Genomic DNA, 24,260 nt, shown 5'->3' on the forward strand with positions numbered 1-24,260 from the left:
GGCCCGAGTGGTCGGTGCGCAGGGAGCACATCGGTTGTCAGGGTGCCACCGGTACCGGGACCAAGGTCCCATCGCACCACCCGTGTGAGCCAGATTCGGAGGAATGTCCCCCCCATCCCGGGTAGACCCCGGCAGAGTCGAGACCGAATGACCCCCATCGGGGGTCCGCGATGTGGCGTGCACAACCTCTTGGCCCTCGAGGGGAGGGGATACGGAACTCGGTATTCCTGCCGAAGGGCTCGATGGTGTCACGAAACCTCCTCGAAACGGCGTTAACCGGATCACCGGTGCCGGGGGCACTCCCGCGGTACCCACCTGGGTGGCCCGGACGTGCCTGGGTAGGTGCCATGACACACTTCGTCCCCAGCTCAGCAACAGAGTGCAACAGATAGGTGCTTGTCACGCAACGGCTTGTTGCGCCCCTCGATACAGATGCGGCCCGGAGGTTGACGGTGGAGGCTGAACGGCAACGCAATGATGCGCTGGACCAGCTGGCAGACATGCTCCAGTCTTTGATCGGAGATAACGAGACCAACATCAGCAGGCTGGCAGAAAGGACGGGATTCAAAAGGCAGCAGGTATCTCGGGCAGTCAACGGTCGGGAGGTACCTTCACCGGACCTCTCCGATGCCCTGGATGTCGTTCTCCCCTGCGGGGGGGCGATCAGGCGGCTGCGTGACGTCGCCGACCGGGAAAAGCGGGCACGACGCCTCGGCGTCGTGCCCCCGATGAGAAAACCGACTGATGAATACGTTCCTGCACCGGAGGGGATGCTCGTAGCCAATGGTGCACGGACAATCGATCAAGGGGTGATTTCCACGAACCGGCGAGAGTTCGCGGCGCTGCCCGCGCTGCCCGCCCTGTCCGCCCTGGCGGTCTCCACCCGGCAGCGCATCGAGATCGGCAGCGCCTCCGACCGCACGCTCGACGAGCTGGAGTCCGACGTCGACGAGATCGCGCAGGTCTACGGCTCGGCCCCGCACGCCGCCCTGCTCGGCGAGGTTGCCGGGCGCTGGAAGCAGATCGAGGCGATCCTCGACGGCCGGATGTCCGCGAGCACCCGCAGCCGGGTGACGTTGATCGGCGGCCAGCTCACCTACTTCCTCGGCCGGCTGGCCTTCAACACGGATGACTTCCGTTCCGCCCGCCGGTTCGCCGGCCTCGCCGGAACGTACGCGAACGAGATTAATGAGCCCGTTCTCATCATGTCGGTCGCGGCCCTGCAGAGCTCTATCGCTTATCACACACAGCGCTATCGCCAGGCCATTGCCGCGCTGAGCATCGTCCGCCATGTGAACCACCCGTACATGGACGCGAGAATGGCCGCCTACGAGGCGCGGGCCTATGCGAAGGCGGGCGACAACGACAACGCCCGGCGCGCGCTGAACCGGATGGAGGCGGCGTCCTGCGCGATGGCACCGATGCCGGGAGAAACTCCGGTCGGCCCGGCGGCGGTTGCCATGTTCCGATCCGGGGTTGCTATCACGATGGGCGACGCCGACATGGCCCGGGAATGGGCGCCGATCGCGGTCGCCGGTTACCGTCGAAGGGGCGCCGACTTCACCGTCGAGGAATCACATCACGCCTCGATGTCCGACGCCTCGCAACATCTCCTCGGCCCCGATGCGGCACCCGAGGAAGCGGCCCGGATCGCCATGACGGTAATGTCGTCCGCGCCGGCGGAACTGACCCACACCGTGAAAACTCGACTTCGGCAGTGCGCCTCGTCGTTTTCCCCGGAACATCATCGGCTGCCCGCGGTTTCCTCCTTTCTCGAGGCGTGCCGGACGCTGCCGGCCGGAACGCCGGTATGACGACGAAAGAGGCGGCCGTCACGGCCATTCCGACACTCACCACGAAGCGCCTCGTTCTGCGTCCGCTCGATAATGCCGACGTTCCCGGTTTCGTCGAGATCTGGTCCGATCCCGAGTTCACCCGCCACATCGGTGGACGGCCCGATCCGGACAGCGTGTGGCATGCGATGGCCGGCAACATCGGCTGCTGGGCGCTGACCGGCGTGGGCCCCTGGGCCGTCGTGGAACGGTCGACCGGTTCACTTGTCGGGCGAGCCGGGCTGTGGACCGAGCCCGGCTGGCCCGGCGTCGAGGCCGTCTGGTTCATCCGCCGCGACCGCTGGGGCCGGGGCTACGCGCGCGAGGCGGCCGGCGCCGCCATCGACTGGGCCTTCGCGCAGCGGTCCGACCTCGACGAGGTCGTCGCGGTCATCCTGCCGGACAACACCGCGTCGGTCCGCGTCGCCGAACGGCTCGGCATGACCCCGAAGCGCCTGGAGTTCATCCACGGCGAGGACCATGCCGTCTACACGGTCAGCCAGGCCGCCTGGAGCGCCGCCCCGCGCGGCCTGCCCACCGTGCCCGCCCAGGCCAGGCAGAACCCACGCTGACAGAACCCACACTGACAGCTCGACACCCGAGGCATTCACCACACGATCACCGGCACACAAGCACCGCGAACACAACGCAGCGAAACACGACGGGACACCACGCAACGGGACACCACGCAACGGGACGAGAGCGGTGGCCGGGCCCCGGATCACCACCGGGCCCGGGCCGCCACCGTAGCCAACGGTCACCCACGCAAGCAGGCACCCGAGCAACGGCGGTCGCCCCAGCCCCGGGGGGGCCAACCCCGCGGTTCGGCCTACCGGCGCGGCGAGGGGCCGCTGCCGGGCCCCGCGGCGAGGCCGGCCAGGACGACCGCGACCGCGCCGCGACTGACCGCGGTGGGCACGGGTAGCGCGGCCGCCGCCTGGGTCAGGCCCCGCACCAGAAAGTAGAGCTCGTCGACGGAGACGTCCGCGCGAGCCACCCCTGCCTCCTGCGCGCGGCGCAACACGTCGTCGACGGCGTCGCGCAGCTGGCGGGCCGCGTCCGCCGCGCCGGGGGGGAGCTGGTCAGGGATGCCGAGCAGGTTCGCCAGCGTCACCTTCGTCGCACCCCGCTCGATCATCGCGGTGACCAGCTCGGCGAGCGCCGAACCCGGCGCGGGCGCGGCCACGAGCGTGCGAGCGTGCGCGGCGAGGTCGTCGAAATGCCGGACCAGCGTCGCCTCGACGAGGCCGGCCTTGGTCGGGAAGTGGCGGAACACCGTCGCGACGCCCACCCCGGCCCGCCGGGCCACCTCCTCCGTCGACGCCTGCGCGCCGAGCTCGCCGAACACCTCCTCGGCGGCGGCGAGGATGCGCTCGCGGTTCAGCCGGGCGTCCACCCGCATCCGCGACCACCCCTCACCCGACGTCGGCCCCCGCCGTCCGTCGTATCACCCGCCGCCGCCGCGGCGGTGTAAACGAAGCTGCCACTTCGGTTAGGATCCGAAGCCATCACTTCGTTTATGCGACCGGAGGCACCGATGACGACCGTCGCCACGCCCACCGAGGTCTTCCACGCGCTCGCCGACGGGGTGCCGCGGCTCGTGCTCGGCGACCGCTCCCAGCTCGATCAGCTGGTCGCGCTGTACGCCGAGCACACTGACACCGACGCCTTCGACATCCCGTGCATCTCCGTGCTGCGGGTGCGCGACGGGCAGATCGTCGAGTCCCGCGACTACACCGACGCCGTCGGGTTCGCCCGGGCGTTCGGCCGGCTCGACGAGCTTGCCGCGGCCCTCGCGGCCTGACCGTGCGCTCGCCGTCCGCGACGAAGCACCGGTCCCCGTCGCCGCCATCAACGAATGGCCACCCCGCCCCTGGGATGCTCGCCGAGTTACCGGTGCCATACTCAGGGTTCGAGCCCGCCGATATCTGCACACGCCTTCGTGACAGTGCAGACAGTCCTGCCGTCTGCGGCAGTACGCCCGAAGCGACATGGAGTTCGACGTGGCCGTTCCGTACACGAAGGGGCTGCACGAGGTCGCGGCCGGCATCTGGGCCTGGCTGGCCCCGGACGGCAGCTGGGGCTGGAGCAACGCCGGCCTCGTCACCGGCCAGGATGCAAGTCTGCTGGTCGACACCCTGTTCGACCTTGAGCTGACCCGCGAGATGCTCACCGCGATGGCTCCGATCACCGCGCGGCGGCCGATCAGCGACCTGGTCAACACCCACGGGAACGGCGACCACTGCTTCGGCAACGTTCTCGTACCCGAACACACCCGCATCCACGCGGCACCCGGCGTCTCACGTCATCTCGTCGAAGACGAGTCCCCGCAGTTCCTCGCCCAGGTCGTCTCCGTCGACCTCGGCCCTGTTCTCACCCCGTTCATCACCCGCGCCTTCGGCCCGTTCCGGTTCGACGACATCTCCCTGCGCACCCCGGACCAGGAGATCACCGGACCAGGCACCCTCACCGTCGGCGACCGCGAGGTCCACGTGCTGCCGCTCGGGCCCGCGCACACCGACAGTGACGTCGTGGTGCACATCCCCGCCGCCGCAACGGTGTTCGCCGGCGACCTTCTCTTCATCGGCAGCACACCGATCATGTGGGCCGGTCCGATCAGCAGCTGGATCGCCGCCCTCGACACGATCATCGCCCTCGACCCCGACGTCATCGTCCCCGGGCACGGCCCGGTGACCGACCTCGACGGCGTGAACGAGGTCAGGGCCTACCTCCACCACGTCGACACCCAGGCCCGCACCGCGTTCGCCGCCGGCATCGACTGGAAGCACGCCGCCCTCGGCATGGACCTCGACCGGTTCGCCTCCCTCCGCGACGCCGAACGGATCACCGTCACCACCTACAACATCTACCGCGGCCTCGACCCCGACCTCCCCCAGGCCGCCATGGTGGACCTGTTCACCGGCATGGCCGAGTGGGACGCCACCCGGGGCACCGGCTCCCCTCAGGCGGGCGGGGTCGTGAACTCCGGCTGGTCGATCAGCCGCAGCCAGGAACCGTCCGGCTGACGGCGGACCACCTGGGCGCGGGCGCCGGCGCCGTCCTTCGGTGGCGTCGAGGTCAGGGCGATGTCGCCGCTGGCCAGGGTCGGCAGGGGCGCCTCCTGCTCGAACGGCGGCAGGTGCGGCAGGGCCGTCGCCCAGAAGGCGCGGATGGCCTCGCGGCCCACCGTCACGCTGCCCGGCGGGTAGGCCATCACCGCGTCCGGTTCGTAGAGCGCCGCGATGCCCTCGGCGTCACGGGCGTTGACCCGCTCGACGAACAGCCGGGTGATGTCCTCGGGCTGCCATGCCTTGTCGCGTTCCGACATGTGTCCACCTCCGTGGAGAGTCCTGGTTCTGGTCCGCGCCGAAGTGCGGCCATTCCAGGATCTCCGGCCCGGCAGGCAGATGTCCAACAGATGATCCGTATGAGATCCAGAACCAGAGCTGATGGTTCCGGGGGCTCGGTCGTCCGGCTGTTGCCCTGCCGCTCGGCGGCGGACACTGGTGGACGGAGGTGGTGCACGATGTCCGTCGAACTCAACCACACCATCGTCGTCGCCCGGGACCGGCGCGAATCCGCCGAGTTCCTGGCCGGCATCCTCGGCCTGTCCGTCGGGACGCCGACCGGCCCGTTCCTGCCCGTGGCCACCGGCAACGGCATCACCCTCGACTTTGCCACCAGCGACGAGCCGACCATCACCGCGCAGCACTATGCCTTCCTCGTCTCCGAACCGGAATTCGACGCGATCTTCGACCGGATCCGGCGGGCCGGCATCGGCTACTGGGCCGACCCCACGCGGCACCACCCCGGTGAGATCTACCACCGGGGCGGCGGCCGCGGCGTGTACTTCCCCGACTGGCGCGCAGGGCCGGCAGGAGCAGACGGGTGAGCCGCAGGGCGCGCGGAAGTTGACGGCCATCACCCAGTCGAACTCCTCCAGCGTATCGAGCAGCACCAGGTTGCTGCCGCGCCCGGCCAGTCCGTAGGCCATCGGAAACGAGGATGCCCAGTAGTCCAGAGAGCCCACCGCCCGCCACAGCCGGGTCAGTGGAGCAGGACGTCGGCGAGGCGGCGCCACCAGGTGGACTCCGACTCGCCGCCGATCGCGTCGTTGACCTGGAGCACGACCTGGTCGGCGCCGGCGGAGAGGTACTCGGCGACCCGCTTGGCGATGGCCTCCACATCGCCCCACGCGGTGACCTGGTCGACGAGCCGGTCGCTGAGGTCGGCGACGTCGTCGGTGGTGAAGCCCATCCGGGCCAGGTTGCGGGCGTAGCCGGGGACGGTGGTCAGGAAGCGGATCGACTCGCGGGCGGCGCCCCGCGCGGCGGCCGGGTCGCGGTCGGGAATGACGGTGACGAGCACGGCCAGCGTCCGGTCTGGGCCGAGGACGGCGCGCGCGTCGGTGACGTACTGCGGGGTGACGAGGTAGGGGTACGCCCCGGCCGCGCGATCGCGGGCGAGGCGGAGCATGGCCGGGCCGAGGGCGGCGAGGATCCGCCCGTCGGCCGGCACCGCCGGCTGCGCGGCGTCGAGAGCGTCGAGGTAGGCGCCGAGGGTGTCCAGCGGTCTCGCGCCGTGCGCGCCGCCGAGGCCGGCAAGGTAGCGGCCGGGATGGTCGGCGGCGAGCGCCGCGTAGGTCGCCGCGACCTCGGCGGCGGGAACCTGGTCGACGGACAGGATGCCGTTGGCGACGACCAGGCTGTCCGTCCCCCGCACGACCTGCTCGACGAGGGTGACATTGTTGCCCTGGCCGCCAGGCAGCCACAACGTCGCATAGCCGAGCCCTTCGACCTCGGCGGCCGCGGTGACGGCGGCGGCGGTGTCCGTGCTGAAGGCGATGGTCGAACTCGCGATACCGATGGTGCCGAGAGTGCTCATGGGTCACGAAACCCGCCGGTGCGGAGGCTTGTTCCGGCAGGTGACCGCGCGGCACCCGTACGTAGCCCGCCGGGCACCCCCCTTACCGGGCGCCCCTTCCGGGTCGGGGGGCAACCTGCGGACCGGCCCAGGCGACAACGGGAGGGACGCGCCCGAATCCGGCAACGACGCGCCCGCCTCGACGAGGTCACCGGCGATCACCAGACGATGCTGAACGGCAGGACACGATGCGCACCCCGCGACACATCGCCATGATCGGCACCACCACGCCGAGTCACATCTACCCCTCACTCGGCGTCATCGCCGAGCTCGTCCGCCGCGGCCACCGGGTCAGCTACGCCGTCGGCGACCGGCTCGCCGGGCTGGTGGAGCCCACCGGCGCCCGTCCCGTCACCTACCCCTCGACGCTGCCCGCCGAGGACGGGGACTGGCCGGACAACCCGGCCGCGGAACTCGTCACCCGGATGCTGCTGACCGAGGCGGTCACCACCCTGCCCGCGCTCGCCCGCCATTTCGACGACGACCGGCCGGATCTGCTGATCCACGACGTCGCCGCGCAGGCTGGGCCGGTACTCGCCGCCCGGTGGAACGTTCCCGCGGTGCTGCTGTCCCCGACGTGGGTGCCGTGGGACGGCTTCGAGCAGGACAACGCCGAGGCCCTGGCGGCGCTGCACACCAGCGTGCCGGGCAAGGAGTACCACACGGCGTTCGCCAGCTGGCTGCACGACTCCGGCATCGACCGCGACCCCTGGGAGTGGCTGGGCGCTGACCGGCCCGCCGTGTCGCTGATCCCCCCGATCCTGCAGCCGCACCTGGACCGGGTCCGGCCGGGTGTGCGCCACGTCGGCCCGTGCCTGGACCCCGCGCGGCTCGCCGAGCGGGCATGGACCGCGCCGCCGGGCGCCGGCCGGGTGCTGCTGGTGTCGCTGGGCACCGTCTACAACGACCGGCCGGACATCTACCGGGCCGCCGCGACGGCGTTCGCCGGCACCGACTGGCACGTGGTGATGGCGGTGGGCCGCCGCGTCGACCCCGCCGCGCTCGGTCCGCTGCCCGCCAACGTCGAGGTACACCGCGGTGTCGACCAGCTCGCCGTGCTCGCGGCGGCGTCGGCATTCGTCACGCATGCGGGGATGGGCAGCTGCGTGGAGGCGCTGTGGTTCGGCGTGCCGACGGTCGCGATCCCGCTGGCCGCCGAGCAGTTCGGCAACGCCGCGATCCTCGCCGCCCTCGGCGTGGGCGAGCAGCTCGCCGCCGATCGGGTCAGCCCGCCGCTGCTGCGGGTCGCCGTCGAGTCCGCCGCCTCCCGCGCCGAGATCGCCGGCCGCCTGGCGGGGATCCGGGCCGTGCTACACGCCAACGGCGGGATCGAGGCCGCCGCCGACGCCGTCGAATCGTTCCTGCCCTGATCACCTGCTGGCCCTGGCCGGCGCCGGTCACCCGGGGGGACTCGACGGACCACGCCAGATCGCTGTCGCCGCCGACGGCGCGGTCTACGTCACCGAGACCGCGGCCGGCGCACCGACCGGGGACCCGGCTCAGAGGACAGCGGCTGCCTCTGCGCGCGGGTGTTGTCCTGCCGGGCCGGGCCCGCGGGCCTTCCGTCTGCTGGACGCGGCCCGCGACTCCGCCTCCGCTACGGCTGACAGGGTCTAGGTTGTTGATGTACCAGCAATCGCGGAACCCACGAACCCCACCGGTTCGGCGTTATCCCGGTGCGGGTCTCCGAACCGATCCGGTCATAGGAGGCACCCATGAGCGACCAGCAGGTACGGATGATCGTCCTGTCGACGGACGATCTCGAGGAGTCGATCAAGTTCTACACCGAAACCCTCGGCTTCCCGCTGAAGTTCCGCGACGGCGCCCACTACGCGGCTCTCGACGGCGGCTCGGTGACCCTCGCCCTGGCCACAGCGATCGATCACCCCATACACGGCCAGGTCGTCGTGGGCATCAAGACCGACGACGTCGACGGCGCAGCGAAGGCGATCGAGGAGAACGGCGGCGCCATCGTGAAAGGCCCCTACGACGACGCTCACGAACGCCGTGCCGTGGTGTATGACAACAAGGGCAACGGCCTGGTCTTCTACAAGTCACTTCAGCGCTGACACGTATTCGGTCCGCTCCCACGCCGGCCGGGCACCGGCCGGCGTGGGAGCGATCAGGCCAACCGGCGACACGGTGCCCCTGGGCGGAGCTCGCTGGCACCGAGCGGAACTCCGCCGGGTTGGTCAAGGACGCCGCGAGGTGGCGTACCGGTCTGGGTGTCGCGTTCGGCCTCGTCGGCAGGTATCTGGTCGCGAGCTGGACCTCACGGCTGCCCCAACGTTCTGTCCAGCTGGGCCACGGCCAGCCACGACTGTAACGTTCTGTCGATCTGGGCCACGGCCAGCCACGACTGTGCTTAACCTGAAAGCGACCAGAACAGATGGAGAGGGAGATCCCTATGCCCAGGTGTCCGCACACATACTGTCGACGGTCCCGATGAGTGCGCCGGTGGTCGTCGCGGTGGTGGGTGGTGGGGCAAGCGGTTGCCTCGCCGCCGCCCACCTGGCAAGGTCCGTGGCGGTTACCGGCCGAAGATTCACAATACTGCTCGTCGAACCGGACGGCGTCGGTGAGGGCCTGGCGTATCTGACCCGGGATCCGCGGCACCGGCTCAACGTCCCGGCCGCGAAGATGAGCGCATTCGACGATGATCCGCAGCACTTCCTGCGCTGGCTTCGCCAGCACGTCGCGGTCGACTTTCCCGCCGGGGGTTTCGCGCCCCGCCAGTTCTATGCCGACTACCTCCGCCACACGCTGGAGGAGGCGCTGCGCGCCGCGAGCGGGGTGCACTGCGAGCGGGTGCGCGCCCGCGCGGCGGACGTCCGCCGGCACGGCCCCCGGCTGCGGCTGACGCTCGACGACGGGACCAGCCATCCGGTCGACGGTGTCGTCCTCGCGCTCGGGCACGGTGCTGCGACGACGTCGTGGGCTCCGCCGGCGCTGGCCCGGTCGCCGCGGTTCGTCGGTGATCCGTGGCGGGCGGATTCCCAGCCTCGCGTCCCGGCCGGCAGCGACGTGCTGCTCGTCGGCTCGGGTCTGACCATGGCCGACATGGCCCAGCGCTGGAGCCGGGCCGGCGTGCGCCTGCATGTGACCTCGCGTCACGGGCTGCTTCCGCTGCCCCACGCGCTGGACCCGGCGCCGCCGCTGGCCGCCCCGGAGTTGCCCGACGGACCGGTGAGCCACGCCCAGGCCCGCCGGCTCGTCTTCGCTCACATCCGCGCGGCCGGTGGCGACTGGCGGCGGGCCGTGGACGCGATGCGCCCGGTGACGGCCGAGTTGTGGTCGCGGCTGGACGCGGCCGCCCGGTCGAGCTTCGTCGCCACGACGATGCGGCGCTGGGAGCAGGTGCGGCACCGCGTCGACCCCGCCATCCACGCCTGGCTGGAGCAACGCCGCGCCGAGGGATCGCTGGTCGTGCACGCCGCGCAGGTCGTCGACGCTTCCGACACCGCGGCCGGCGTCGAGGTCTCGCTCAGTGACGGCTCTCGGGTACTCGCCGCGGCCGTGGTCAACTGCACCGGTGCGGGCGCCGGCGTGCGGACCAGCCATGATCCCCTGGTCATGAACCTGCTCGCCGCCGGCCTGGCGACCCCGGACGGCCTGGACCTGGGCTTCGCCACCGAGGCGTCCGGGCGGCTGGTCGCGGCCGACGGGCCCCGGCCGGCGATCTGGGCCATCGGACCGTTGCGGCGCGGCGAGCTGTGGGAGAGCACGGCGATCCCCGAGATCCGCGGCCAGGCGGCCGCGCTCGCCCGCGCCGTCGTGGCCGCCCTGCCTGGGCCACGGGTCGTCCGGCGGGTGCGCGACCCCTACGGCCTGCCCCTCACCGCCAGCCCGGAGGCGGCCGGTCGCTATGTCGCCGGGCTCGGACGGATCCTGCGGGTGCAGTCCGGAGCCGAGGCACTGGTGGCCGAAGCGGTCGCGGCCGACCCCCAGTTCGCCCTCGGGCAGGCGGTGCTGGCGCTGCTCGGCGCCGAGTGGGGCGCCGACGTCGATGTGGAAACGGCTCTGCGGGACGCGCAACGCCACGCCGGCCGGGCCGACGAGCGTGAGCGGCGCTTCATCGACGTCGTCGCCGCCCGCATCCGCGAGCCGGGGGCAGCCGGTTCGGCGGCGGCACTGCTCAGCTATATCCAGGCCTACCCGGAAGACGCCCTGGCCGTCAGCATCGCCGTGCCGACCATCGCGTTCAGCGGCGCGACGGAGATCCCGGCCGAGGCCTGGGCCCTGGTCGAAGGACTGGCTGCCGTCTACCGCGACGACTGGTGGTACCGGGGGCTGCTCGCCTTCACCCGCCAGGAGCAGGGGAACTGGGACGAGGCGGCCGAACTCGCCGCACTGGCGCTGGCCGTCGAACCGACCGCCGGCCACGCCGTCCACGCGAAGACCCACGTCCACTACGAGACCGGCGATCACGAGGCGGGGCTGGCCTGGTTGGACGCCTGGATCTCGACCTGCGGGTCGGATTCGTCGCATCGGGCGCACTTCTCCTGGCACGCGGCCCTGCACGAACTCGCACTCGGTGACGACAGCGCGATCCGGGCGCGTTTCTCGACCCAGCTCTCGCCGCCGGCCGTCTCCGGCGTCCGGGCGCTGATCGACTCGGCGTCGCTGCTGTGGCGCGGCTTCGCGGCCGGCGCCTGGACGTCGGTGGAACTCGGACCGGTGTTGGAGACCGTTCCCGGCGCGTTGCTCGTCGATCCGCCGACGCCCTTCGTCGGGCTCCACTCGGCCATCGCCCTCGCCGCCGTGGGGGACTGCCGCCGACTCGCGCAGCTGCGCCGGTCCGCGGCCGCCCGGAACAGCGCGGTGTTCACCGACACCGTCGCGCCGCTGGCCGACGCCCTGATGCATCTCCTGCATGGTGATCCCGACCGGGCGACCGACGCGCTGATCGCGTTGCCGGGCGTCGACAGGCTCGGGGGCAGCGCCGCCCAGCGCGAGATCGTCGAGGACACCACGATCTACTGTGCCATCCAGGCCAACCGGCCCGACATCGCCCAGTCTCTTCTCCAGACTCGGCTCGACCGCCGCTGCTCCCCCCGTGACGTCCACCGCCGTGCGCAGCTCCTCACCGGCCAGCAAACTCGGAGCTCGTCACCGAGCGAGTGACCGGCACCTTCATGCCGCCATGCTGGAACCCTGACCCAGGGTCAAGGTCAAGCCTGTTCCCGGTCACCGAAAGTTCGGCTTGGACAGACGCGGGGCCGTCACAAAGAGCGAATGACCCTGACCCGGTCGGCCAGGGCTCGGCGCGCGGCGTCGCTCTGATAGGCGATGGCGTCGTACTCGTGCGGGGCGCCTGGGGTGAGGTGCAGTTCGACAGGCACACCGCCGCGGCCGAGCAGCAGTGCATAGGCCAGATCCTCGTCGCGGAAGATGTCGAGCTGACCGACCTCGAGGTAGGCCGGTGGCAGCCCGGTCGCGTCCTCGAGCCGCGCGGGAGCCGCGAGTGCCGGTACATCGGTGCCACCGGCGCGCGCACCGAGGAACGCCTGCCAGCCGGTGATGTTGTCCTCGTAGGTCCAGGCGGCAAAGGGCGCGATGTGTGAGTCCGGAATCGTGGTGCGGTCGTCGAGCATCGGAAAGATCAGCAGTTGTCGCGCGATGGCCGGTCCGCCGCGGTCGCGGGCGAGGATCGACACCGCGGCCGCCAGGCCGCCGCCCGCGCTGTCGCCCATGACAGCGATGCGAGCCGGATCGACGTCGAGCTCGGTGGCGTGTTCGTGCAGCCATTGCAGCCCGGCATAGACGTCCTCGACCGGAGTGGGGAACGGGTACTCGGGGGCGAGGCGGTAGTCCACGGCGAGGACGGGCACGCCGCTGCGGGACACCAGGCGGCTGACGGCACCGTCGTTGATCGACACGCTCCCGAGGATCATGCCGCCGCCGTGGAGGTACAGCACCGCGGGCCCGGGCCCGGGCGCGACGCCGACGGTGTCGCTGGTTCGGTACCAGCGCAGGAGCAGCCTGGCTCCGTCCGCGGTGGTCAGCTCGTGATCGGTGATGCGAACGTCGTCGGCCGTGGGCTGAAGCCGGTCGACGGTGGCGAGCATCGTGTTCATGACGACGCGGCGGCCGTCGACATCGCCGACCGGCGGCGGTGCCACATCGGCCAGCCCGGCCATGAGCGGGCCGAGTGCCTCGGCGATCTGCGGATCGAGTTCCAGCGTCATCGGTCCACTGTCCTTCCAGAGGCCTGCAGGTCCCCGGATGCGCCGAGTTCGGCTATGTAGGCGGCCAGTGTGCGCGGCTCGCGCTGCAGGATCGTGCGCAGCACGAGCGGGTTGCCGCCGTGGAAGCCGTGCCGGTCGTACTCGGCGAACATCGCGCCCAGACCGGCGGGCTGCCCGGGCGGCAACGTGAACCCGGCGGGCAGGTCCTCGGCGGTCACCTCGCGACCGGCGACCTCGGTCATCAGCTCGGCGAGCCGCACGCGGTCCACCGTGCCGGGTGCGGCGAGCTCGAACGTGCCGAAGGAGAGCCGATCGTCGACGAACGCGAGCGCGGCGGCCTCGGCGACGTCGCGGTAGTCGACGTAGGTCATCTTCGAGTGCTTCGACCAGGGCATGACGAGCGCGCCGGTGCGGCGGGCCTGCTCGTAGGCGCCGTCGAGACCCTGCAGGTACATCGCGGGCTGCAGGATCGTGAAGTCCAGCGTCGAGGCGTAGAGGGCCGCCTCGATCGGCCGGGTGCTGGCGTGGTTCTCCAACGGTAGGGAGGGGTGGTAGACGCCGTTGTAGACGATCTTCCGGACGCCGGCGGCCTGTGCCGCCTCAACGACGTTGAGTCCCATTTTCGTCGCGTCCGGCGCGAAGGCCGGAGTGATCAGAAATGCGCCGTCGACGCCGTCGAACGCGGCGCGCAGACTGGCCGGGTCACCGAGGTCCGCGGTGACGGTCTCGCCCGCGCCGTGCCCCAGCGGGATGTCGCGCTTGCCCGGGTCGTGCACGACCGCGCGTACATCGATGCCGTGGCGCACGAGAGCGGGCACGACCAGCCCGGCGAACGTGCCGGTCGCCCCGGTCGCGAGGATCTTCATCGTTGCTCTCCTTCGGCGGAGGGATCGATCGGGGTCAGCGCGGCGGTCCGACGACGATGTTGCCGAACTGCTCAGCCGCTTCGGCCATCCGTTCGGGGGAGATCTGGAAGCCGTCGGGTCGCGGAGTGGACGTGTCGCGGCCGGCGTAGCGGAACATGCCCTCGATGCCGGCCGGCGTATTGATCATCAACAGGTCGGCCTTCTTGGACGTGATCCGGTAGGCGTGCGGCTTGCCCTTGGGGAGGAAGACCACGCCGCCGTCGGTCAGCTCGTACTCGCGGTCGTCATACCAGACCAGTGCGGTGCCCTTGATCAGCATGAACACCTCGTCCTCGAGGGTGTGCTGGTGGTAGGGCGGCGCCTCGCCCTCACTGACGTCGAATCTGCCCATCATCAGTTGGCCGTCGGTCGCCGCGCCGTCGAGCACCATCGTGAGAGTTCCGCCGTCGAGCCATTCGAGCTGCTGTTGCTGCTGGGCCTGGGCGAGATAGAGCATGCTCACGTCGTTCTCCTTCGCATCGTCGGTGCGACGTCCATTGGCCCTGCCCCGAGCGTAGGGCGCACGCATCCGGAACGCCTTCATCCTGCTTGCTGAAAAGGTGTTCCTTATTGCGGCGTTCAAACCTCGAACCCGACCACAGTCGGTCACGGTTAGTTTCGATCAGTTGCAGTCGGTCGCATCCCCTACGTGGCGCGGCTGCGGCGGAACGCCCGAGGTGCCATACCGGTCTCGCGGCGGAACGCGGTCGAGAACTGGCTGGCGCTGCTGAACCCGCACTGCCGCGCGATGTCGGTGACGGACAGATCGCTGTCCTCGAGACGGCGCCGCGCCACGTCGACCCTCATGCGGGTGAGAAACCGGCGTGGTGGCAGTCCCGTCGAGGCGCGAAAGACACGCAGGAAGTGATACGGGCTCAGCCCGGCGCTGCCGGCCAGGTCGGCGAGCGACAGCGGCAGGTGAAGGTTGTCCCGCATGAACTCGATCGCCGCCCGGACCCGGGCGTCCTCTCCCCCGACGCCGACGCCGACGGGGCCTGGCGATCCGGTCCCGTAGTGGCTGAGCACGTGGGCGAGCAGGAAGGCCGCCGAGGTCTGCGCGTACAGCTCGTCGACTCCCGCGGCCATCGCGTGAGTGAGCCCGGTCAGGACGCTGCGCACCACGTGGTCCTCGGTCAGCACCGGCTCCGCCAAGGTGACCGGCGAGGACCGTCGATGGCTCAGCAGGCCGGCGGTACGCGCGAGATCGCCTGCCGGGAGAACCATGACGACGAGCTCGCGGATGCCGCGCCCCGCCTGCGTCCACTCATAACTCAGCGGCACTCCGGCTGGGACGATCCACACCTTCCCCGGCGCGAGCTGGGCGGATCGCCGCGCTACTCCGTCGCGTCGTTGCACGGCCACGCTTCCACGGGTCACGAGCATGATCCGGGGATGGGGCAGGATGGCCATGTCCGCACGTCCCGAAGCATCACAGCGCTGAGCGACCCGGACGAGCACCGACGCCCAACCGGCATCCCGCACGCTGCAACGCCGGGTCGCACACCGCGCGTCCTGGTCGAAGCGCTGCGCCAGGTCAGCCGCGGCGAAACGCATCGCCCCCGAAGCCAGCACATCTGCCGTCACGCCGAGCTCCTGTGATCTCGTCTCTGAGCCCCACGGCGCAGGCCACGTCGCCGGGTTCTACCCCAGTCTGCACAGCGGCGGCCGTCGAGCGCTGGATTGGCCGCAGCAGCAGATCCAGCAACTCGGACCAGCGGTCCCGTAGATCGGCCCAGCGAACGATTGCCGTGGTCAGGCCCCTGACATCGAACCGAGCAGCCTCGTCGTAGGTCCGACGGTGCGACGGTGCGACGGCACCGGCCCAAAGGCGTCCCACTCGTCACAGGAAACTGCGCTTGAGTAGATCGGGCGCCGACTATCGTGATCGGCGTGAGCCTCCGCGTGGTGCTGGCCGAGGATTCCCTCCTCGTGCGCGAAGGCGTGCGCATGGTGCTGGAGGCGTCGGACGACGTCACCGTCGTGGCCACCTGCGGCGATCTCGACGGCCTGCTGGCCGCGGTCGACACCCACACTCCGGATGTCGTCGTGACCGACGTCCGGATGCCGCCCGGCCACACCGACGAGGGAATCCGGGCCGCGGGCCGGCTGCGGGCCACCCACCCCGGGCTCGGCGTGGTGGTGCTGTCCGCCTACGCCGCCCCGGCCTACGCACTGGCCCTGCTCGAGAAGGGCAGCGCCGGCCGAGCCTATCTACTGAAGGAACGCGTCGACGACCCGGAGCAACTGGCGGCGGCGGTGCGGGCGGTCGCGTCCGGCGGTTCGGCGATCGACCCGACCATCATCGACCTGCTGGTCGCCGCCCGGTCCCGCGCCCACGCCTCGGCACTGGCCGCTCTCACCACCCGCGAGCGGCAGGTGCTCGAGCAGGTCGCGCAGGGGAAGAGCAACGCGGCCGTCGCCGACGCCCTGTTCCTGAGCGAGCACGCGGTCGAGAAGCACACCAACGCTCTGTTCGCCAAGCTCGGCCTGGCCGGCGGGCAGGACGTCAACCGCCGGGTCAAGGCAGTGTTGATCTACCTGTCCGCCCGGGGCGAGTCCGTCACCGGACCCTGAGTGCCCGGCGCCAAGGCCGCGGGCACCGCGCCGTGGATCCGGGTACCCCGGCCGGGTGCCGACTCCACTGTCAGCCGGCCGCCGACCGCGCCGAGCCGGTCGGCCATGTTCACCAGGCCGGTCCCGCCTCGCTCACCGCCTGCGGCGGCCGGGTCGAAGCCGGCGCCATCGTCGATCACCCGGAAGCCGGGGCCGGCGCCGTCGTCGAAGATCTCGATCCGGAGCGTGACCGCCGCCCCGGCGTGCTTGACCGCGTTGTGCGAGGCCTCCAGGCAGCAGAAGTAGATCGCGGTCTCGACCTGCTCCGCGTACCGCGCGGCCGTCGTGACCTCGACCGAACAGGGCCGGGGCAGGCGGGCGACGGCGGTCCGCACCGCCTCGCCCAGGCCGTGTTGGCGCAACAGCGGCGGGTAGATGCCGTGGGCCAGGTCCCGTAGCTCGGCCCCGACTGCCCGGATCTCGCCTCTCAGGTCATCCAGGAGCGCGGCGGCCCGGTCCGGATCCCGCTCGACGAACCGGCGGGCCAGCCCGGCCTTGGCCGCCAGCGCGACCAGGTGCTGCTGGGCCCCGTCGTGCAGGTCACGCTCGATCCGTCGACGGGACTCGTCGGCCGCTGCCACCACCCGGGCCCGCGAGGCCGTCAGCTCCGCGTTGCTGGCCCGCAGTTCGCGAAGCGATGCCTGCAACGCCGTGTCCAGGTTGATGTTGTGCAACGCCAGGCCGACCTGGCGGGCCAGGTCGACGAGCACGGTCTCCTCGCCGGACCCGAACGGTGCGTCCCGGGGGCCGCGCCGCACGACGAGCAGGCCCAGCACCGATCCCAGGTGGGCGATCGGCGCGACCCGGACCGCCTCGCCCGCGTCGCCCGCGTTGCCGGCGCGCACCGCGTCAAGAACGTCCGGTGCCCACACCTTGAGCCAGGCGTCGCCCACGACCCGGGTCCGCCCGGCGACCGTCCGTTCCCGTTCCGGCAGCACCAGGGTGGCCGGTGGCCGTTCGGGGACGGAGATGGCACGACTGAGCGCCCCGCCGCTGCCGACCCAGACCTCGGCCCCGGCCGGCCCGACCGTCTCCCGCAGTGACTCGGCCAGCTGGAGCAGCAGCTCGTCCATGGGCAGGGCCCGGGTCATCCGGGCGCCGAAGGTCGTCAGCAGGTGCCGGTCGTCCGGCCGCCCGCCGTCCATCGAGAGCCGGGCCGCAAGCGCGGCCGCCCGCCGCCACACCGACGGCGCGACCAGCGCGACGGCGAGCGCAGCCAGGCCGGACCGCAGCAGGATGGCCCGGCCGGTGCTGTCGACCGGCGCGTCCAGGCTGGCCAGGACGGCGAGCTGGGCGACGGCGGCCAGCCCGGCCAAGGCGGCGATGCCGGCCAGTCCGGCGGCCAGCCGCCCGGCCCATCCGGCCCGCAACCATGGCCCGGCCATCCCGGCCATCCCGGTCACTGCGCCCGCAGCACGGCCGCCGGCTGCAGCCGGGCCGCCCTTCGCGCGAACATCGAGGCCACCAGGTTGGCCACGGCCAGCACGGCCGGCCCGGTGAGAACCAGGGCGGTGGCGGCCAGCGGTGCCACGTACAGCACCGGCATCCGGTCGGCGATCAGCCGCCACAGCGTCCGGCCGACGACCAGCCCCAGCGGCACGCCGGCCGCGAGCCCGACCAGCGCCAGCACGGTGGCCTGGACGGCCAGCACCGCCCGGGTCTGGGGTCGGGTCATGCCCAAAGCCCGCAACACCGCCAGGTCGTGGCGGCGGCGGCGCAGGGCGGTGGACAGGGCGTGGCCCATGGCGGCGACGGCCAGCACGGCCAGGAAGGCGCCCAGGATCAGCGGCAGGGTCCGGACCTCGCGGACCTCGGCGGCGGCGGCCGACACCGGGACCGGCGTCACCTCGACGTCGCCGCCGGCGGCCCCGGACGCGGCCTTCGACAGCCGGGCCCCGGCTGCCCTCGGGTCGGCGCCGGGCCGCAGCGCGACGTGGGCACTGTGGAATTTGAACGTCCCACCCGGGAACAGCCGGTCGAAACCGGCCGACGTGAGCCATGCGCCGGTCACATAGTCGTTGTGGGAGTCCTCGGGGACGAAGACGACGCCGGTAACCCGCAGCGTCCCCGTGGCGACTCCGCCCGGTCGGCCCGGCCCGGCGGCGACGAACGCGCCCGCGGCCGGGACGCGGTCGCCGATTCGCAGGTGGGCCGCCCGCAACGACTCGGGGGCCAGCGCGATCTCCCCGGGTCCGGCCGGCATCCGCCCGGACAGCACCACCGTCCGGATGCCATGCCCGACCGGGTGGTAGCTGAACACCGTCACCGGCGTCTCGCCCAACGACACGACGCCGACCCGGGTGTCGTTGACCGCGACCACCTCCGGATCGGCGGCCAGCGCCCGCAGCGCCGGACCGGCCGCGACGAAGTCCTGGCCACCGAGCCCGAGGAAGGTTCCGACCTGGAATGTCTGACCGAACCGTTGCGGGTCGCCGGCGGTGTCGACCACACCGGCCCGGAAGGTGAGGGCGGCCAGCACCCCGAGGACGCCGACCACCGCGCCGACCAGCGCCGGGCGGACCGGCACCGCCGCCCGGCCGATGCCGGGCTCCAGCGCGAACCGGGTGCCGACCTGGACCGGCACCGGCAGGCCCAGGCGGGTCACCAGCCGGGCCAGCGCCGAGGCCCGCGAGGACGTCGCCGGGCGCCGGGCCGCGGCCAGCGCGGCCGCCGCCGCCCAGGCCGTAGCCGCGATCGCCAGCAGCACGGTGGCGATCGCGCCGCCCACGAGCACCGGCCAGTCGGCGTCGAACCCCGGCGCCGGCTCGTACCGGGTGGCCGCGCCGATCGGGAACAGCGCCGAGGCGGCAAGGGCGCCGGCCACGCCGGCCGCCGTCCCGGCCAGTGCGGCCAGCGACGGGCCGAGCGCGGCGGCAAGCACCGTCTGGCGGGGGGTCAGCCCAAGCGCCTGCAGGACCCGCAGGTCGGCCACGGAGGCCGCGCTGTACCGGGAGAGGGTCTGGCCGATCAGGACGGCGGCGGCCGCGGCGGCCGACGCGGCCAGGGCCAGCAGGACATCGCTTTCGAACCCGGTCACCTTCGCCGCGTGCCGGATCAGGTCGGCGTTGTTCCACACGTCGATGTCGTGCCGCCCGGTGACGCGGGTCAGGTCGCGGGTGAAGCGGGGCAGGTCCGCCTCCCCGCCACGCAGCCGGACCAGCGCGTTGACGTAGATGTGCTGGCCCGTACCGAGCAGGTTGGCCCGGTACCGCTGCGTGAACGCCGGGGTCGGCTGGATGCCGCCGGGGGCACCGACCTGGTCGGTGAACCACGGCGCCCGGATCACCCCGACGATCCGCAGCGGCTGGCGGGGACCGGACGGCGTCGGCGACCCTCCCTGCGCGAACTCGCCGTCGAGCTGGGCCGGGGTGGCCAGCCGGGCGGTGACGACGTCGCCGAGACGGTGGTGGTAGTGCTCCAGGAAGCGGGCGCTGACCACGGCTTCGTCGGCTCGCCGCGGGTCGTACATCCGCCCGGCCAACATCACCGGCCGCTCCAGACCGGTCAGCGTGTCGTCGCCGACCAGCGGGAAGCCGGCGTAGCCGGCGTAGGCCTCGCTGCTGGGCAGCCCCTCGATCTCGTACGTGCTGACGGCGAACTCGCCCACAGAGGCCACCTCGGGCAGGGCCCGGATGCGGTTCCAGTCGAAGCCCGGCTGGTTGGGCAGGACGGTGGCGGTCGACGGCAGGGTCCGGGCCTGGAGCCGTTCGACGGCGCTGCCGCCGCGCCGGGTACCGGCCGCCGCCGAGAGGACCGCTCCGGTCGCCAGCGCGATCAGCAGGCCCAGCGTGAGCAGAGCCCGCCAGCGCAGCCGCAGGTCGATGCGCAGCCAGGCCAGCGCGACCCTCACGCGACCACGCCCGGCAGCGGCCCGTCGACCTCGACGACCCGCCCGTCGCGCATGCGGACGATCCGCCCGGCCCTGCCGGCGATGTCCGGCGCGTGGGTGACCATGACGATGGTCTGTCCCCGGGCGTGCAGCCGGCGGAACAGTTCGAGCACCTCCTGGCCGCCCTCGCTGTCCAGGGCGCCGGTCGGCTCGTCGGCCAGCAGCAGCGTCGGCTCGTTCACCAGGGCCCGGGCGATGGCCAGCCGTTGGCGTTCCCCGCCGGACAGCACGGCCGGGACCTGCCCGGCCCGGTCGCCCAGCCCGAGCAGGTCGAGCAGGTCACGGGCCCGGGATTCGGCCGGCCGGCGGCGCACGCCCCCCAGCATCGCCGCCAGGACCACGTTTTCCAGCGCGGTGATCCCGTCGATGAGGTTGAAGAACTGAAAGACGATTCCGATATGGCGGCGCCGGAACCGGGCCAGCCAGTCCTCGTCTCGGCCAGTGATGTCCTCCCCGGCCACTTCGACGGTTCCCTCGTCGACCGAGTCCATCCCGGCGGCGACATTCAGCAGGGTCGACTTGCCGCAGCCGGACGGCCCCATGAAGGCGACGAACTCACCGGCGGCAACGTCCACATCCAGCCCGCGCAGCGCGCGCACCGGGGCGAGGTCGGCGGTGAAGGTCTTGCGCACGCCGCGCAGGCGGAGAAGAGGGCCGCCGGAGGCGGCCGGTCGCTGGCCCGAGGGGGCTTTCACCCAGGGTCTCCCGTCTTCCGTCCGCGCGCCTGGGGCCCGGCGCCGTCTCCCCGTCATATTGCGCCCGACTGGAACCGATTCGCCAAGGGTGGGGGCGCCCCGTCGGTGCGGGGGTGGTAACTCCCCCGCACCGACGGCGGGCAGTGACCTTCCTGCGGCCAGGCGGCGAAACCTATCTTCATCATGGATTTCAGCTCGTCATCCGGCGACCGGGCGACTGGGTCGGGTGGCATTCTGTGGGGAGGAAACCCATGTCCCGTCCGATCGGCCGGCTGCTCGCCGCGGCCAGCCTCGTCATCGGCCCCGCCGCCGTCGTGCTCGTCTCCGCCGCGTCGCCGGCCAGCGGCGAGCCGGGTCCCAAGACGCTGGCGAAGTTCGCCGGGCACTCCGGTCAGGTCCACGCCCTGCTGGCCGGCGACTTTCTCACCCTCGTGCTGCTGCCGGCGATCGGCGTGGTCGCGCTGCTGGCCTGGCCGCGCTCGCCGAAGCTGGCCGTTGCCGGCGGCACGCTGGGACTGCTCGGCATCGGCGCCTCCTGCACGCTGGCGATGTTCGACATCATGACCGAGACCGCCGTGGATTCCGACGACCCGCGGCTCGGGGAGTTCATCCGGAAGGTCGCCGACAGCGGGTGGGCCGGCCCCTTCTTCCTGACGTTCCTGTTCGGCACCATCGTCGGTTTCGGGCTGCTCGGCACGGCGCTGTGGCGGTCGGAAGCGGTGCCTCGCTGGGCGGCGGGCGCGGTGATCGCCTACGTTCCGGCGGCCATCATCTCGGCCGTCGCCCCGCCCCCGATCGGTGCGATCGGGGGACTCGTCCTGCTGGTCGGCTTCGCCGGCTGCGCGGCGCAGGTGCTGCGCGAGGGGGTCAGCGCCCCCGTCCGGGCCGCGGTTGCCCCCGCCCTGCCGGCTCCGGCGGCCGCCTGATCGCTGCCGCCGCCCACCGGCCGGCCCTGGTCACCCGATCGGTGACCAGGGCCGGCCGGTCATGATGGGCGCCCTGCCCGAGGGTCGGGCTTCGCCGCAACCGGCGCGCCCGCGCCCTCTACCGTGTCTGTACCAGCTCCGGGTGTGACAGCGGGGTGCGGGTGGTCAGGTGGCGGCGAGAACCAGACCAAACCGCGCGTGCGTCCGCGACCACTCCTACTGGACGGTGCATCCGGGCTAAAACACTACCTTCTCATCGGTTACCATTATCGCCACGGAATCCATATGGATGAACTTCACCTCGTCCGGGCTCACCAGTTCCTTGTAGTTCTTGGATGCAAAGAAAGAATTATGATCTTCCCGGCTTTCGAACCAGATTTCAGTGAGACCGTCATAGGCGGGACTCGGGTAACCCTCGACAGGAACCGGGTGTGACACCGTGTACTTCTTCACACAACGCTGCACCTCCGGGATGGAGGAAAATAGTGGGGCGTGCCGGTCCCGATGATATTCGACGAATCGCTCGAAAGATATCCCTTCGACGCAGTTGATCATAAAGGAAAATTTGATCACTGACTTCTTCCTCTTCTCTCGTGGAAGCAATGCCGGCAACCGGATGCCGCGAACGGGCCACCTGACAACAGGGGTAACTTAGACGCTCGCATCGATGTCAAGGGCAAGTTTCTGTGACCGAGTGCGCACCGGGGGTTGAGATGCGGATCGGTGAGCTATCCGCCAGGACGGGAGCTAGCCGTCGATCGCTGCGTTACTACGAGGATCAGGGCTTGCTGGTCAGTTCACGATCCTCCAGCGGCCAGCGATACTACGACGACGATCATGTCGCGCGCGTCGCACTTATTCAGGCGTTCCTGGTCGAGGTGGAACGTCCAGTAGTCGTCGAAGTCCCGGTTGGCGATGACGGCGCGCAGCGTGAGGATGGCTTCGGCGCCGCCGAGTCCCCAGCGGGCGCCGGTGATGTCCATTCTGTCCTTGACGAGGTGTACGACCACGTCATCGTCGACGGCACGGTGATCGAAACCGACCGGGTCCGCACCCCCGGCCCGACCGGGGGCGTGGACCTGCGGTGGCCCAGAAAGATCCACAACCATGGTGGCACCATCCAGGTCGTCTCCGCCCCTGACGACGGCTGGCCCCTGTGGGTCTCCGAGGAGTGAAAGCCGCCCTCGTCATCCTCCACACCGAGCATCAGCGCACCACCTGAAACCCACGGCCCAAACACACCATTGTGGCTACCCACCGCCACCGATGGTTACCGGGAAAAGCTCAATGCCTTCGCCAATACTGTGGCCACGCACCCTCTGTTGGCGCTGCTGTTGTCAGTCGAGCTGCTCAATCCTGCTTTGAAACAGCACCGCTTCCAAGCTTCCACATTTCATAGTTCCCACATTCTGCCGTGATCTCGGCCGCCGCCTGAGCCGCGGTGAAGAAGTCGTCGACCACCGGCGAGGTGTGCGATGCCGCCAGCGCGAGGCACACCTGGTCGGACGCCAGATCCGAGACGGGCACGTAACTGATGTTCGGATGTGAGTAGAACACGATTGCCGAACGGGCCAGGAACGAGATGCCCCGGCCGGCCGCGACATGCTCTAGCGTCTCGTCCACCCCGCGCACCAGGTACCCGGCGTTAGGGTGCGGCCGCCTGGTGGGCTGCGTGCTCGTGTCCATATGCCAGACCAGCGGCTCGCCGGCCAGATCGGCCTCGGTGATCTGCTCCCGGCCGGCCAACCGGTGGCCGACGGGCAGCACCGCCACCCGCGGCTCGGTGTACAGCGGGGCGACGCGCAGGCCAGCCTCGTCGATGGGCAGCCGCACATAGCCGACATCGATGCGGCCGTCGAGCAGCATCGGGGCCTGGTCGTCCCATTCGATCCGCTGCACGTCCACCAGAACGTCCGGGTGCCGGTCGGCGAACAGCCGTACCGCTGGGGCAACCGCGATGCCCGCCCGGAAGCCGACCATGATCCGCCGGCTGCCCCGCGCGGCCACGGTCACCCGCCGGCGGACCGCGTGCGCGGAGGCCAGCAGCGGGCCAGCGTCGGTCAGCAGCTGCCTGCCGGCGGCGGTCAGCACCACGCCGTGGCTGTCCCTTGTCAGTAGCGGGGTGCCGAGATCCTGTTCCAGCGCACGAATCTGCCGACTGAGCACCGGCTGCGCGATGTGCAGCTCATCGGCGGCGCGGCCGAAGTGCAGCCTGTCGGCGACGGCGACGAAGTAGCGCAACTTGCGCAGGTCGAGATCCATGGAACCTCCCGGTCCGGCGATGCCTTC

22 protein-coding genes and 3 pseudogenes are annotated in these 24,260 nt (G+C 71.4%); 12 read left to right on the forward strand and 13 right to left on the reverse strand.

All coding sequences use genetic code 11. From position 1 onward, the window contains the following. The first annotated feature begins 452 nt into the window (after positions 1-452). Positions 453-1,814 (forward strand): NsdA family TPR-like regulatory protein, encoded by a 1,362-nt coding sequence (locus NBZ85_RS04900; RefSeq protein WP_261555401.1) that lies wholly within the window; start codon positions 453-455, stop codon positions 1,812-1,814. Beyond that, a complete protein-coding gene (locus NBZ85_RS04905; protein ID WP_261555404.1) occupies positions 1,811-2,404 on the forward strand; it encodes a GNAT family N-acetyltransferase in 594 nt (197 codons plus the stop codon). The genes NBZ85_RS04900 and NBZ85_RS04905 overlap by 4 nt, the downstream gene beginning before the upstream one ends. A gap of 257 nt (positions 2,405-2,661) precedes the next feature. On the opposite strand, the gene NBZ85_RS04910 is transcribed toward NBZ85_RS04905, so the two are convergent. Further along, a complete protein-coding gene (locus tag NBZ85_RS04910; protein WP_261555406.1) occupies positions 2,662-3,234 on the reverse strand; it encodes a TetR/AcrR family transcriptional regulator in 573 nt (190 codons plus the stop codon). 135 nt (positions 3,235-3,369) lie between these two features. On the opposite strand from NBZ85_RS04910, the gene NBZ85_RS04915 reads away from it, so the two are divergent. Beyond that, complete coding sequence (locus NBZ85_RS04915) at positions 3,370-3,636, forward strand: nuclear transport factor 2-like protein (protein WP_261555408.1); 267 nt, start codon at positions 3,370-3,372, stop codon at positions 3,634-3,636. 199 nt (positions 3,637-3,835) lie between these two features. Continuing rightward, entirely contained in the window at positions 3,836-4,858 is a 1,023-nt protein-coding gene (locus tag NBZ85_RS04920; protein ID WP_261555409.1) for an MBL fold metallo-hydrolase, read from the forward strand. Here the strand turns inward: NBZ85_RS04920 and NBZ85_RS04925 are convergent. Then, positions 4,795-5,160 (reverse strand): YybH family protein, encoded by a 366-nt coding sequence (locus NBZ85_RS04925; RefSeq protein ID WP_261555411.1) that lies wholly within the window; start codon positions 5,158-5,160, stop codon positions 4,795-4,797. The genes NBZ85_RS04920 and NBZ85_RS04925 overlap by 64 nt on opposite strands. A 198-nt stretch (positions 5,161-5,358) precedes the next feature. Between NBZ85_RS04925 and NBZ85_RS04930 the strand changes: the two genes are divergently transcribed. After that, positions 5,359-5,724 (forward strand): VOC family protein, encoded by a 366-nt coding sequence (locus tag NBZ85_RS04930; RefSeq protein ID WP_261555413.1) that lies wholly within the window; start codon positions 5,359-5,361, stop codon positions 5,722-5,724. A 155-nt stretch (positions 5,725-5,879) separates the two neighbouring features. On the opposite strand, the gene NBZ85_RS04935 is transcribed toward NBZ85_RS04930, so the two are convergent. Then, positions 5,880-6,716: a TIGR03620 family F420-dependent LLM class oxidoreductase gene (locus NBZ85_RS04935; RefSeq protein ID WP_261555415.1), complete on the reverse strand. Its 837-nt coding sequence runs from the start codon at positions 6,714-6,716 to the stop codon at positions 5,880-5,882. A gap of 227 nt (positions 6,717-6,943) precedes the next feature. Here NBZ85_RS04935 and NBZ85_RS04940 point away from each other — a divergent pair, with 227 nt between their 5' ends. The 3 genes from NBZ85_RS04940 (at position 6,944) to NBZ85_RS04950 (ending at position 11,879) form a co-directional block, all read left to right on the forward strand. Further along, on the forward strand, positions 6,944-8,125 hold the full coding sequence (locus NBZ85_RS04940) for a macrolide family glycosyltransferase (protein WP_261555417.1): 1,182 nt from the start codon (positions 6,944-6,946) through the stop codon (positions 8,123-8,125). Positions 8,126-8,470: 345 nt separating this feature from the next. Beyond that, positions 8,471-8,824: a VOC family protein gene (locus NBZ85_RS04945; protein ID WP_261555420.1), complete on the forward strand. Its 354-nt coding sequence runs from the start codon at positions 8,471-8,473 to the stop codon at positions 8,822-8,824. A 376-nt stretch (positions 8,825-9,200) separates the two neighbouring features. Continuing rightward, positions 9,201-11,879 carry an FAD/NAD(P)-binding protein gene (locus NBZ85_RS04950; protein ID WP_261561556.1) on the forward strand — a complete coding sequence of 893 codons (2,679 nt, stop codon included), beginning with the start codon at positions 9,201-9,203 and terminating at the stop codon, positions 11,877-11,879. A gap of 98 nt (positions 11,880-11,977) precedes the next feature. On the opposite strand, the gene NBZ85_RS04955 is transcribed toward NBZ85_RS04950, so the two are convergent. From NBZ85_RS04955 to NBZ85_RS32535, 4 genes are all read right to left on the reverse strand, one after another. Beyond that, complete coding sequence (locus tag NBZ85_RS04955; RefSeq protein ID WP_261555424.1) at positions 11,978-12,943, reverse strand: alpha/beta hydrolase; 966 nt, start codon at positions 12,941-12,943, stop codon at positions 11,978-11,980. Continuing rightward, the gene (locus NBZ85_RS04960; protein WP_261555426.1) at positions 12,940-13,809 is read right to left on the reverse strand and encodes an SDR family oxidoreductase; all 870 of its coding nucleotides are present in this window, start codon (positions 13,807-13,809) and stop codon (positions 12,940-12,942) included. Before NBZ85_RS04960 ends, NBZ85_RS04955 begins: the two co-directional genes overlap by 4 nt. Positions 13,810-13,843: 34 nt before the next feature. Further along, a complete protein-coding gene (locus tag NBZ85_RS04965) occupies positions 13,844-14,305 on the reverse strand; it encodes a cupin domain-containing protein (protein WP_261561560.1) in 462 nt (153 codons plus the stop codon). Positions 14,306-14,493: 188 nt separating this feature from the next. After that, on the reverse strand, positions 14,494-15,432 hold the full coding sequence (locus NBZ85_RS32535) for an AraC family transcriptional regulator (RefSeq protein WP_261555430.1): 939 nt from the start codon (positions 15,430-15,432) through the stop codon (positions 14,494-14,496). Positions 15,433-15,738: 306 nt separating this feature from the next. On the opposite strand from NBZ85_RS32535, the gene NBZ85_RS04975 reads away from it, so the two are divergent. Then, positions 15,739-16,422, forward strand: a complete 684-nt coding sequence (locus tag NBZ85_RS04975; protein ID WP_261555432.1) for a response regulator transcription factor — start codon at positions 15,739-15,741, stop codon at positions 16,420-16,422. On the opposite strand, the gene NBZ85_RS04980 is transcribed toward NBZ85_RS04975, so the two are convergent. The 3 genes from NBZ85_RS04980 to NBZ85_RS04990 are packed head-to-tail and all read right to left on the reverse strand — an operon-like array spanning position 16,383 to position 21,045. Next, the gene (locus NBZ85_RS04980) at positions 16,383-17,846 is read right to left on the reverse strand and encodes a GAF domain-containing sensor histidine kinase (protein WP_261555433.1); all 1,464 of its coding nucleotides are present in this window, start codon (positions 17,844-17,846) and stop codon (positions 16,383-16,385) included. The genes NBZ85_RS04975 and NBZ85_RS04980 overlap by 40 nt on opposite strands. Positions 17,847-17,860: 14 nt before the next feature. Next, positions 17,861-20,311, reverse strand: a complete 2,451-nt coding sequence (locus tag NBZ85_RS04985) for an ABC transporter permease (protein ID WP_261561557.1) — start codon at positions 20,309-20,311, stop codon at positions 17,861-17,863. Next, positions 20,308-21,045 (reverse strand): ABC transporter ATP-binding protein, encoded by a 738-nt coding sequence (locus tag NBZ85_RS04990; RefSeq protein ID WP_261555438.1) that lies wholly within the window; start codon positions 21,043-21,045, stop codon positions 20,308-20,310. The genes NBZ85_RS04985 and NBZ85_RS04990 overlap by 4 nt, the downstream gene beginning before the upstream one ends. 251 nt (positions 21,046-21,296) lie before the next feature. Between NBZ85_RS04990 and NBZ85_RS04995 the strand changes: the two genes are divergently transcribed. After that, a complete protein-coding gene (locus tag NBZ85_RS04995) occupies positions 21,297-21,971 on the forward strand; it encodes a hypothetical protein (protein WP_261555439.1) in 675 nt (224 codons plus the stop codon). A 237-nt stretch (positions 21,972-22,208) separates the two neighbouring features. Here NBZ85_RS04995 and NBZ85_RS05000 read toward each other — a convergent pair whose 3' ends face one another. Beyond that, on the reverse strand, positions 22,209-22,526 hold the full coding sequence (locus tag NBZ85_RS05000; RefSeq protein WP_261555443.1) for an EthD domain-containing protein: 318 nt from the start codon (positions 22,524-22,526) through the stop codon (positions 22,209-22,211). Positions 22,527-22,684: 158 nt separating this feature from the next. On the opposite strand from NBZ85_RS05000, the pseudogene NBZ85_RS33960 reads away from it, so the two are divergent. Beyond that, positions 22,685-22,783, forward strand: a pseudogene (locus NBZ85_RS33960) (MerR family DNA-binding transcriptional regulator); the annotation flags it as partial. Here the strand turns inward: NBZ85_RS33960 and NBZ85_RS05010 are convergent. Then, positions 22,769-22,972 (reverse strand): annotated as a pseudogene (locus NBZ85_RS05010) (hypothetical protein); the annotation flags it as partial. The pseudogenes NBZ85_RS33960 and NBZ85_RS05010 sit on opposite strands and share 15 nt — an antisense overlap. On the opposite strand from NBZ85_RS05010, the pseudogene NBZ85_RS05015 reads away from it, so the two are divergent. After that, positions 22,973-23,140: pseudogene (locus NBZ85_RS05015) on the forward strand (IS5/IS1182 family transposase); the annotation flags it as partial. A gap of 181 nt (positions 23,141-23,321) precedes the next feature. On the opposite strand, the gene NBZ85_RS05020 reads toward NBZ85_RS05015, so the two are convergent. Beyond that, entirely contained in the window at positions 23,322-24,233 is a 912-nt protein-coding gene (locus NBZ85_RS05020) for a LysR family transcriptional regulator (protein ID WP_261561558.1), read from the reverse strand. Positions 24,234-24,260: the final 27 nt, after the last annotated feature.

Origin of the sequence: Frankia tisae, from assembly GCF_025403405.1 — a bacterium.
Classification (GTDB): Bacteria; Actinomycetota; Actinomycetes; order Frankiales; family Frankiaceae; genus Frankia; species Frankia tisai.

Bases quoted from the DNA above. Each gene is read 5' to 3' on its own strand.
- NBZ85_RS04905 (WP_261555404.1), top strand. From the start codon at position 1,811: ATGACGACGAAAGAGGCGGCCGTCACGGCCATTCCGACACTCACCACG.
- NBZ85_RS04910 (WP_261555406.1), bottom strand. From the start codon at position 3,234: ATGCGGGTGGACGCCCGGCTGAACCGCGAGCGCATCCTCGCCGCCGCC.
- NBZ85_RS04915 (WP_261555408.1), top strand. From the start codon at position 3,370: ATGACGACCGTCGCCACGCCCACCGAGGTCTTCCACGCGCTCGCCGAC.
- NBZ85_RS04925 (WP_261555411.1), bottom strand. From the start codon at position 5,160: ATGTCGGAACGCGACAAGGCATGGCAGCCCGAGGACATCACCCGGCTG.
- NBZ85_RS04930 (WP_261555413.1), top strand. From the start codon at position 5,359: ATGTCCGTCGAACTCAACCACACCATCGTCGTCGCCCGGGACCGGCGC.
- NBZ85_RS04935 (WP_261555415.1), bottom strand. From the start codon at position 6,716: ATGAGCACTCTCGGCACCATCGGTATCGCGAGTTCGACCATCGCCTTC.
- NBZ85_RS04940 (WP_261555417.1), top strand. From the start codon at position 6,944: ATGCGCACCCCGCGACACATCGCCATGATCGGCACCACCACGCCGAGT.
- NBZ85_RS04945 (WP_261555420.1), top strand. From the start codon at position 8,471: ATGAGCGACCAGCAGGTACGGATGATCGTCCTGTCGACGGACGATCTC.
- NBZ85_RS04950 (WP_261561556.1), top strand. From the start codon at position 9,201: ATGAGTGCGCCGGTGGTCGTCGCGGTGGTGGGTGGTGGGGCAAGCGGT.
- NBZ85_RS04955 (WP_261555424.1), bottom strand. From the start codon at position 12,943: ATGACGCTGGAACTCGATCCGCAGATCGCCGAGGCACTCGGCCCGCTC.
- NBZ85_RS04960 (WP_261555426.1), bottom strand. From the start codon at position 13,809: ATGAAGATCCTCGCGACCGGGGCGACCGGCACGTTCGCCGGGCTGGTC.
- NBZ85_RS04965 (WP_261561560.1), bottom strand. From the start codon at position 14,305: ATGCTCTATCTCGCCCAGGCCCAGCAGCAACAGCAGCTCGAATGGCTC.
- NBZ85_RS04980 (WP_261555433.1), bottom strand. From the start codon at position 17,846: ATGGCCGGGCCATGGTTGCGGGCCGGATGGGCCGGGCGGCTGGCCGCC.
- NBZ85_RS04995 (WP_261555439.1), top strand. From the start codon at position 21,297: ATGTCCCGTCCGATCGGCCGGCTGCTCGCCGCGGCCAGCCTCGTCATC.
- NBZ85_RS05000 (WP_261555443.1), bottom strand. From the start codon at position 22,526: ATGATCAACTGCGTCGAAGGGATATCTTTCGAGCGATTCGTCGAATAT.
- NBZ85_RS05020 (WP_261561558.1), bottom strand. From the start codon at position 24,233: ATGGATCTCGACCTGCGCAAGTTGCGCTACTTCGTCGCCGTCGCCGAC.